Origin of the sequence: Streptomyces beijiangensis (genome assembly GCF_017315755.1) — a bacterium.
Taxonomy (GTDB): Bacteria; Actinomycetota; Actinomycetes; order Streptomycetales; family Streptomycetaceae; genus Streptomyces; species Streptomyces beijiangensis.
In genome coordinates this window covers 20,906-29,745 of the sequence record NZ_JAFLRJ010000395.1, presented here as the reverse complement: position 1 = coordinate 29,745, position 8,840 = coordinate 20,906, and the positions used below count along the sequence as shown (strand labels likewise).

Below are 8,840 nucleotides of genomic sequence, written 5' to 3'. Positions count from 1 at the left end.
CGCGTTCTGGATCGCCGTGGTCGCCGTTGCCGGCCCCCTCGCGGGCAAGCTCGCCGACGTACAGCAGAACCGTGCCGTCGACTACCTCCCGGCAGGAGCCGACTCCACCCAGGCCGCCAAGATCCAGGACCGGCTCCCGGGCGGCGAGTCCACCGACCTCGTCCTCGTCTACCACCGCGACGGCGGCCTCACCGCCGCCGACCGGAACACCGCCGCCCGCCAGATCGACGAGATCGTCAGCGGCCACCGGCTCACCTCCGCCCCCCACGCCGTACCGTCCAAGGACGGCGCGACCCTCATGTACCCGGTCTCCACCACGCAGCCGGGCCAGAACGACGACGCCAAGCAGGCGTTCGTCACCGATGTACGCCAAGTCGCCGACGGGGGCGGTGGGTTGAGCGCCGAAGTCGGCGGCCCCGGCGCGATGGAGGTCGATGCGAAAGAGGTCTTCTCCTCGCTCGACGGACCGCTGCTCTACACCACCGTCGCCGTCGTCGCGATCCTGCTGATCATCATCTACCGCAGCCCCATGCTCTGGCTCGTGCCCCTCGTCTGCGCGGGCGTCGCCGACGCACTCGCCATGGGCGCCGTCTACGGCCTCAACCGCGGCTTCGACATCACCGTCACCGGACAGAGTCAGGGCGTGATGACCATCCTGGTCTTCGGCGCCGGTACGGACTACGCCCTCCTGCTCGTCGCCCGCTACCGCGAGGAGCTCCGCCGCTTCGTCCGCCCGTACGACGCCATGGCCGCGGCCCTGCGCGGCAGCGGCCCCGCGGTCATCGCCTCATCCGGTACGGTCGCGGCCGGCCTGCTCTGCCTGATGGCCGCCGACCTCAACAGCAGCAGCGGCATGGGCCCGATCGCCGCGGTCGGTGTGCTCTGCGCGCTGCTCGCGATGATGACGCTGCTGCCCGCGATCCTCGTACTCCTCGGCCGCAGGCTCTTCTGGCCGCTCGTCCCCGCGTACGGCAGCGAACCCAAGCAGCGCCGCTCCCTCTTCGCCGCGATGGGCAGCTCGGCGGGCCGCCGTCCGGTCGCCGTACTGGTCACCGGTGCGGTGGTGCTCGGGGCCCTGGCGCTCGGCGCGTTCGCCCTGCCGGGCAACCTCAAGCAGGAGGACTCCTTCACCACCAAGCCGGAGTCGATCACGGCGGCGAAGAGCCTCGCCGCGGCCTTCCCCGAGCGCTCCACACAGCCGATCACCGTGATCGCCCCCACCGCCAAAGCGGCGGAGGCGCTGGCTCGGGCCCGTACGACCGAAGGTGTCACCTCCGCGGCACAGGGCCGCAGCGGCAGCGGCTGGACGGAGATCTCGGTCGTCGCCACGTCCAAGCCGGAGTCGGCCGGCGAGCAGGCCACGATCCATGCGCTGCGCGACGGACTCGACGGCTCGCTGGGTGCGTACGTCGGCGGGCCGAGCGCCCAGCAGATGGACCTGGAGTCCACAAGCACCAGTGACCTCAAGATCATCGTTCCGCTGGTGCTGCTCTCCGTCCTCCTCGTCCTGGTCGTCCTGCTGCGCAGCCTCGTCGCCCCGCTGATGCTGATCGTCGCGGTGGTCGCGGTCTGGGGAGCCTCGCTCGGCGTCGCGGGTCTGGTCTTCGAACCGCTGCTCGGCCTGAAAGGCACCGACCCCGGGCTGCCACTGCTCTCCTTCGTCTTCCTGGTGGCGCTCGGCGTCGACTACGGCATCTTCCTGATGCACCGCATGCGCGAGGAGTCCCTGTCGGGCGCCGAGCCGGCGGCGGCCGCGCTCACCGCGCTCCGTACGACGGGCGGGGTCATCGCCTCGGCGGGCCTCGTGCTCGCGGCGACCTTCGGGGTGCTGGTCACCATGCCGCTCGCGATGCTGGCCGAACTGGGCTTCGTGATCGCGGTGGGGGTGCTCCTGGACACCTTCCTGGTCCGTACGTACCTGGTGACCTCGGCCAGCGTGGCCCTGGGCAGGAAGGTGTGGTGGCCGGGCCCTCTGAGCCGTACGCCCACCGGACCACCGTCCGCCCCTTCCGTGCCGGAAGATGGTGAACGTGTCCGCACTCTCACCTCTTAGCGAGCGCGTCCTGGCGGTCGTCAACCGCGACCCGATGGACGCGCCGCACCGCCGGCGCACCGACGCCCTCCTCGCGGTGGGCGTCGGTGCGCTGGCGACGGTCCTGGCGCTGTTCTCCGACCCGGCGAGGACCCCCGACGCGCTCGGCTGGGTGCTGCTCATGGGGTCCGTGGCGACGGTGGCGTTCCGGCGCCGCAGCCCGGTCGGGGCGCTGCTCGCGATGATCGCCTGCGCACTGCCGTACCACGCGCTCGACAACGCGCACGGCGCGGCGATCCCGGGCAGCGGGGTCATCCTCTACACGGTCGCGGCCACGGGCAGGCCGCTGCGGACGCTCGCCGCTGGCATCACGGTCGTCACCCTCATGGTCGCGACCGTGATGACCCAGGACCTCCACCACGGCCTGGAGCTGCTGCGCATCTCCGGCTGGATGATCGCGGTGCTGTTCTGCGGGATCGACGTCAGGGTCTACCGCCAGTACGTGGCCTCGCTCAAGGCGCGGGCCGCGCGGGAGGCGGAGCAGCGGGTGACGGACGAACGGATGCGCATCGCCCGTGACCTGCACGACCTGCTCGCCCACTCGATCACCTTGATCGGCGTGCAGACATCCGTCGCGTCACACATCCTCACGGTCGACCCGGACCGTCTGGACCGGGCGACGATCGCCAAGGCGCTGGACGGGATCGCGGAGACGTGCCGTACGGCGCGGGGCGAGCTGCGTACGACGCTGGAGGTGCTGCGGGCGGACGGCACAGGCGGTCTGTCGGATCCTCTCCCCGACCTGGCGGCCCTGCCCGGCCTGGTCGAGGCGGCCTCGGCCGAACTCGACCTGCGCACGGAGGGGTTGGCGGTGGCGCCGGCGACGGCGGCGGCGGCATACCGCATCGTCCAGGAGTCCCTGACGAACGCGGTACGGCACGCGGGCCCGGCCGCGCGCGTCCGGGTCTCGGTGTACGGGGCGGGGGAGACCCTGCAGGTGAAGGTCGTGGACGACGGCAAGGCGCCGGGCGGCACGTCGGGCTCGGGCTACGGCATCGTGGGCATGCGGGAGAGGGCGCGCAGCGTGGGGGGCCTGCTGACGGCGGGCCCCCGGCGGGACGGCGGTTTCGAGGTACGGGCGGAACTCCCGCTCCAGGAGAGGAAGTTGTCGGCATGACGGAGAACCCCGCGATCAGGGTCCTGCTGGCGGACGACCAGACGCTGGTACGGGCGGCCTTCGCGATGCTGGTGGACTCCGCCCCCGGCATGGAGGTGGTGGCCCAGGCGGCGAACGGCCGCGAGGCGGTGGAGCTGGCCCGTACGTCGCGCGCGGACCTGATCGTGATGGACATCCGGATGCCGGGAATGGACGGCATCACGGCGACACGCCTGATCGCGGCGGACGAGGACCTGGCGGGGGTGAAGGTGCTGGTCCTGACGACGTACGACACGGACGACCACGTGGTGGAGGCGCTGCGCGCGGGCGCCTCGGGCTTCCTGGTGAAGGACACGAGGCCGGCGGACCTCCTGGACGCGATCCGGGTGGTGGCGGCGGGCGACGCACTGCTCTCCCCGGGCCCGACGGCCCGCCTGATCGCCCGCGTCCTGCGGACGAGAGAGGCCCCGTCGACGGGCGGCCCGGACGGGCTCTCCGAACGTGAGTGCCAGGTGCTCGGCCTGGTGGGGCGGGGTCTGAACAATGCGGAGATCGCGGAGAGCCTGGGGCTTTCGCCGCTGACCGCGAAAACCCATGTCAGCCGGATCATGGGCAAACTGGGTGCAAGGGACCGGGCGCAGCTGGTGATCATTGCGTACGAATCGGGCCTGGTGGTCCCGGGCAGCCACGCCCTCTAGTCGTATCCCCCTTACCCCTCACCGGAATTACCCCCACCGGTTGCTCCGTACAATCGACCGCCACCGCTGATGGAACAATCAGGCGGGGCTTCGGTGAGGACGGAAATGATGATGGTCGGGGTTCAAGTTCCGCTGGACAAGCATGCTTTCGACCACCCGGAGACCCGGCAGGCTTGGGGGCAGGCTCGTTGGAGAGTGCGGATTCGACTGCTGATGTGGTCAGTCCTCACGGTGGCGTCGTTCGTGATGATCGCCATGAATGCCGAAGTCACGTACGGGCGCAAGCGGGACCCCATGACTTCGCTCTGGGTCCTGGTGTTCCTGGTCCTCCTCTTCTTCGTCGGCGCGAGTTATGGCTCGCTGCGGCGGCTTCACAAGGCGCGCAAAGTGTTGCGGAGTTACCCGTGGGAGTACCGGGAATCTGCCCGCAAGACCGCCAAGGAGGCCATGGGTATCGCCGTACAGCTCAAGCCCGGCGACGGTCAGGACGGTTGGACGCGCGGAATGGTGGCGCGCAATCCGCTGAAGTGGAACCGCTGGAATCCTGAGATGGAGCGCGGAGCCTGGTTCGCGGGTGATCTCCCCCTGGGAGGGGTCATCGCGCTGCCCGGCGGGAGCGGCCTCATGCTCCTCGGTGTCCGCTACCGGCTCGGCATCGACGAGCGCGGGGCCATCGCACGGCAGAGCGACCGGATGACGCGGGCCAAGAGCGCCGGCATCCACCGCAATGCGAGCGCGGGCTACCGGTAGCACTTCGCCCTGGCCCAGTTGGTGACCCTCTGCCGCCCGGTGCGGATGCTGCGCCCCCCCAGTTCCACCGGCGTGCACGAGCTTTGCGGTACGTACCGCGACTGCCTGGGTCAGAGGCTCGCCACGAAGGCGGTCCAGCTCTTGGCGGGGATGAGGAGGGCCGGGCCCTCGGGGGCCTTGCTGTCGCGGACGGGGACGATGCCGGGGTGGCCGTCGGAGACCTCGACGCAGTCGCCGCCCTCGCCGTTGCTGTACGTGCTCTTGCGCCAGCGGGCGGCGCCGGGGAAGTCGTGTGCCACCTCGACGCAGTTGCCGCCCTCGCCGTTGCTGTACGTGCTCTTGCGCCAGCGCGCGTTGCTCAGGTCGTACGTGTGCATCGTCTGAAGTCCTCCGCCGCCGATTCGATCAGGGTCAGGGACGCCTTCGGCGACAGCGCGACGGCCCCGATCAGATCGTAGGCGCGGCGGGCCCGCTTCACCACCGCCGGATCGTCGAGCAGCGTTCCCGAAAACGACGTCTCTGTATAGGCAGTTGGCGGTGCGTCCTCGAACTCCATGAGTCGCAGGTCTCCGAGCATGGACGCATGTGCTCCCGCCGCGAACGGGATCACCATCACCATCGCCGTACGGTCCCGCATCAGTTCCGCGATGTGGTCGAGTTGCCCAGCCATGGCGGCCGGGCCGCCCACCGCGATACGGAGGGTCGACTCGTGCAGTACGGCCCAATACTCGGGCCTTGTAGCGTCCTTGAGGATGACCGCGCGCTCCAGGCGGGCTGACACCTTCTCCTCCACGTACTCGTCCGTGACGAACGGGTTGGCCGCGATCGTGACCGCCCGCGCGTACTCCGCAGTCTGCAACAGGCCGGGGACGACCGTGGGCGCGAACTCGCAGATCTTCGTCGCTGTCCGCTCCAGGTCCACGACATGTGCGAAGTACTCCGCATAGCGGGTGTCATTGATCAGCTTGCGCCACATCCGCTCGAAAATACCGTCGGTTTGCAGCGTCTCGTCAATCCTCTGGGCGACATCCAACTGCGGTTTCCGAATTGCCTGTTCGAATTGGCCGATGTAGCCGCCTGATACGAAGACCCGGACCCCGAGTTCCGCCTGCGTCAGGTCCGCCGCCTCCCGCAATCGCTTCAGTTCCGCTCCGAAGAACTCCCATGCCGCCTGCCGGGAAACGTTGGCCATGGCTGAACTCCCTTGTGCTGCGCAGGGGTTGTAGTGCTCATACCTCTGCCGATCGTAGCCGGACGCGGCCATCTTGATGAAGGGAAGCATGAATTCAGATCGATGAGGGGAGCCGCGATGGAGACGTGGAAAGCGAGGCATTCGATGGTGTGCATGGAAGAGGCGGACGAGGCGGTGGCCGAATTGCGGGTCGCGCTCGCGGGAATCGGTGTCGTACTTCCGTCGCTGCGGATCGATCCCCTTTCCTGCGCCAGGGAATCGCCCTGCCCGGCGCTCGACCTCGGGCACTGCTCGGTCGACGGGGCCAGGCGGCTGGTGGCCGCGCTGCGGGAAGCGGGGCGGGAGCGGTGACGCCGAAGGCGGGGGCGTACGTCGTCGATGTGCGCAGCGGGACCGTGGGGCAGGTGGTGGCGTGCGAAGAGGGCTGTCTCCAGCTGCGGCCCGTCGGCGGCGGGCGGGTCTGGGGCTGCGCGCCGGGGGACGTACGGGCGGCCACGGCGCACGAGCGGGTGAGTGCGGTGACGGCGTACGCCAATGCGCGCAGTCGGGGTGAAGTGCCTTGAGTCAGGCGGCGTCCTTCGGGCGCAGCGCGTCGACGATGAGGTCGAGCAGTCGGCCGGTCTCCTCCGGGGTGATGCCGGCCGGGGTGGCCAGGAAGACCCCCAGGAGCATCGTGGTGACGTCGTCGGGGTCGACGTCAGCCCGCAGTGAACCCGTCCGCGCTCCCTCCGTGAGGATCGCCGCGATAGCGGCGGTGATGCGCTCGCGTGTCGTCGAAGTCGCGATCCGCCCCGACGCCCAGCCGGTGCGGAGCGTGTCGATCATGCCTCGCTTCGCCGCGACGAACGCGGCGTAGCGGTCCATCCACGCGCGGAGCGCGACTTCCGGCGGGAACTGGTCGAGCAGGGTCGGAGGGCTCGTGGCGACGTCGTCGAGTTCTGCCGCGTAGACGGCCTCGACGAGTGCCTCGCGGGTGGGGAAGTGGCGGTAGAGCGTGCCGATGCCGACCCCCGCCTCGCGGGCGATGGTCTCCAGCGGGACGGTGTCGTCCGCGGCGGCGAAGGCGGTGCGCGCGACGGTGACGAGCTTCTCGCGGTTGCGCCGGGCATCGGCGCGGACCGGGCGGTCGGCGCCGGTGGGCGTCGGTTCGGGGTGCGTCGATTCGGACGGGCTCAAAACGGAGGAACCTCCGGTAGTGCTACAGTCGAATTAACGGAGGGTCCTCCGCTTTCCTTATCGTCTCACGAGGGCAGGATTTCCATGACATCCAGCAACACTCCGCGTCCTGGAGGGGTCGGCCCGCTGGCCGGTCGTACCGTCTCCCGCGTCGGGTACGGGGCGATGCAGCTCGAGCGGCTGCACGACGACCGCAGTGCCGCCCTCGCGCTTCTGCGCCGCGCGGCCGAGCTCGGCGTCGACCACGTCGACACGGCCCAGTTCTACGGCGACGGTTTCGTCAACGGGCTCATCCGCGAGGCGTTCCGCCCCGAGGACGGCGTCCTCGTCGTCAGCAAGGTCGGCGCCGACCCCAACCCGGGCGGCAGGATCCGGCTCCGCCCGGCGCAGCGGCCCGAGGAGCTCAGGGCGAGCGTCGAGGACAACCTCATGAGCCTCGATGTCGACCAGGTCCCGGTCGTGAACCTGCGCCGCCTGGACGCCGGTCCCGGGCTCAGGGCCGAGGGTGACCAGGTGGTCGACATCGACGACCAGCTCGCGGTGATGACGGCGATGCGCGACGAGGGCAAGATCGGTGCGATCGGTCTGAGCAGCGTGACGCTCGACGGCCTGCGCCGGGCGCTCCCGGCGGGCATCGTCTGCGTACAGAACGCCTACAGCCTCGTGGCGCGCGACGACGAGGAGTTGCTCCGGCTCTGCCTCGCGGAGGGGATCGCCTGGGTGCCGTACTTCCCGCTCGGCAGCGCGTTCCCGGGCATCCCGAAGGTGACCGAGGAACCTGCCGTGCTCGCCGCGGCGGAGTCGCTCGGCAGCTCCCCCTCGCAGATCGGGCTCGCCTGGCTGCTCCATCACGCCCCGAACGTGCTCCTGATCCCCGGCACCGGCGACGCCGGTCACCTGGAGGCGAACATCGCCGCGGGCTCGATCGCGATCGACGACGCCACGCTCGCGACGCTCGACGCGGTCCCTTCGCGCTCGGCGGAGATCTCGCTCGGCTGATCACCGCGGTGGGGCGCAAACCCCGCATTTCGACCCAGTCGGCTGGAGAGGTCGCGCACTGGGCGACAATGGGGCCATGAGTCTGTTCCGGGACGACGGCGTTGTGCTGCGGACCCAGAAGCTCGGTGAGGCCGACCGCATCATCACGCTTCTGACCCGCGGGCACGGGCGGGTGCGCGCCGTGGCCCGGGGGGTGCGGCGGACGAAGTCGAAATTCGGGGCGCGGCTCGAGCCGTTCTCCCATGTCGACGTGCAGTACTTCTCGCGCGGCAGTGAACTGGTGGGGCGCGGGCTCCCGTTGTGTACACAGAGTGAGATCATCGCTCCGTACGGTGGCGGGATCGTGACGGACTACGCCCGTTACACCGCGGGGACCGCCATGCTGGAGACCGCCGAGCGCTTCACCGAGCATGAGGGCGAGCCCGCGGTGCAGCAGTATCTGCTGCTGGTCGGCGGGCTGCGGACGCTCGCACGCGGGGAGCATGCGCCGCATCTGATCCTGGACGCCTTTCTGCTGCGCTCGCTCGCCGTGAACGGGTACGCCCCGAGCTTCGAGGACTGCGCCAAGTGCGGGCTGCCAGGACCGAACCGGTTCTTCTCGGTCGCTGCGGGCGGAGTGATATGCGGCGACTGCCGGGTACCCGGGAGCGTCGTACCCTCTGCGGAGGCCGTCGGGCTGCTGAGTGCGCTGCTCACGGGGGACTGGGCGGGCGCCGAGGCGGCGGAGGCGCGGCACGTGCGGGAGGGCAGTGGGCTCGTATCGGCTTATCTGCACTGGCACTTGGAGCGCGGGCTGCGCTCGCTGCGTTACGTAGAGAAGAACTGAGGGAGTAGTTC

General features: G+C 70.1%; 11 protein-coding genes. 8 read left to right on the top strand and 3 right to left on the bottom strand.

From position 1 onward, the window contains the following. Positions 1 to 10 precede the first annotated feature (10 nt). The 4 genes from J0695_RS32465 (at position 11) to J0695_RS32450 (ending at position 4,636) form a co-directional block, all read left to right on the top strand. A complete protein-coding gene (locus J0695_RS32465; RefSeq protein WP_307798838.1) occupies positions 11 to 2,053 on the top strand; it encodes an MMPL family transporter in 2,043 nt (680 codons plus the stop codon). Beyond that, entirely contained in the window at positions 2,022 to 3,209 is a 1,188-nt protein-coding gene (locus J0695_RS32460; RefSeq protein WP_242553479.1) for a sensor histidine kinase, read from the top strand. The genes J0695_RS32465 and J0695_RS32460 overlap by 32 nt, the downstream gene beginning before the upstream one ends. Continuing rightward, complete coding sequence (locus J0695_RS32455) at positions 3,206 to 3,886, top strand: response regulator (RefSeq protein ID WP_206968204.1); 681 nt, start codon at positions 3,206 to 3,208, stop codon at positions 3,884 to 3,886. Before J0695_RS32460 ends, J0695_RS32455 begins: the two co-directional genes overlap by 4 nt. Positions 3,887 to 4,099: 213 nt before the next feature. Next, positions 4,100 to 4,636, top strand: a complete 537-nt coding sequence (locus J0695_RS32450) for a hypothetical protein (protein WP_206968201.1) — start codon at positions 4,100 to 4,102, stop codon at positions 4,634 to 4,636. Between the two features lie 110 nt (positions 4,637 to 4,746). Here the strand turns inward: J0695_RS32450 and J0695_RS32445 are convergent, their stop codons facing one another. Both J0695_RS32445 and J0695_RS32440 read right to left on the bottom strand, forming a co-directional pair. After that, positions 4,747 to 5,013 carry a DUF397 domain-containing protein gene (locus tag J0695_RS32445; RefSeq protein WP_206968200.1) on the bottom strand — a complete coding sequence of 89 codons (267 nt, stop codon included), beginning with the start codon at positions 5,011 to 5,013 and terminating at the stop codon, positions 4,747 to 4,749. Further along, on the bottom strand, positions 4,995 to 5,828 hold the full coding sequence (locus tag J0695_RS32440) for a helix-turn-helix domain-containing protein (RefSeq protein ID WP_206968211.1): 834 nt from the start codon (positions 5,826 to 5,828) through the stop codon (positions 4,995 to 4,997). The genes J0695_RS32445 and J0695_RS32440 overlap by 19 nt, the downstream gene beginning before the upstream one ends. Positions 5,829 to 5,981: 153 nt before the next feature. On the opposite strand from J0695_RS32440, the gene J0695_RS32435 reads away from it, so the two are divergent. After that, positions 5,982 to 6,179, top strand: coding sequence for a hypothetical protein (locus J0695_RS32435; protein WP_242553485.1), 198 nt, complete (start codon positions 5,982 to 5,984; stop codon positions 6,177 to 6,179). Beyond that, on the top strand, positions 6,176 to 6,391 hold the full coding sequence (locus tag J0695_RS32430; protein ID WP_206968195.1) for a hypothetical protein: 216 nt from the start codon (positions 6,176 to 6,178) through the stop codon (positions 6,389 to 6,391). The genes J0695_RS32435 and J0695_RS32430 overlap by 4 nt, the downstream gene beginning before the upstream one ends. Position 6,392: 1 nt before the next feature. Here J0695_RS32430 and J0695_RS32425 read toward each other — a convergent pair whose 3' ends face one another. After that, positions 6,393 to 7,004, bottom strand: a complete 612-nt coding sequence (locus J0695_RS32425) for a TetR/AcrR family transcriptional regulator (RefSeq protein WP_206968192.1) — start codon at positions 7,002 to 7,004, stop codon at positions 6,393 to 6,395. 84 nt (positions 7,005 to 7,088) lie between these two features. Here J0695_RS32425 and J0695_RS32420 point away from each other — a divergent pair, with 84 nt between their 5' ends. Both J0695_RS32420 and recO read left to right on the top strand, forming a co-directional pair. Continuing rightward, the gene (locus J0695_RS32420; protein WP_206968190.1) at positions 7,089 to 8,003 is read left to right on the top strand and encodes an aldo/keto reductase; all 915 of its coding nucleotides are present in this window, start codon (positions 7,089 to 7,091) and stop codon (positions 8,001 to 8,003) included. Between the two features lie 76 nt (positions 8,004 to 8,079). Further along, on the top strand, positions 8,080 to 8,829 hold the full coding sequence (gene recO / locus J0695_RS32415) for a DNA repair protein RecO (RefSeq protein ID WP_206968188.1): 750 nt from the start codon (positions 8,080 to 8,082) through the stop codon (positions 8,827 to 8,829). The last annotated feature ends 11 nt before the right edge of the window (positions 8,830 to 8,840 follow it).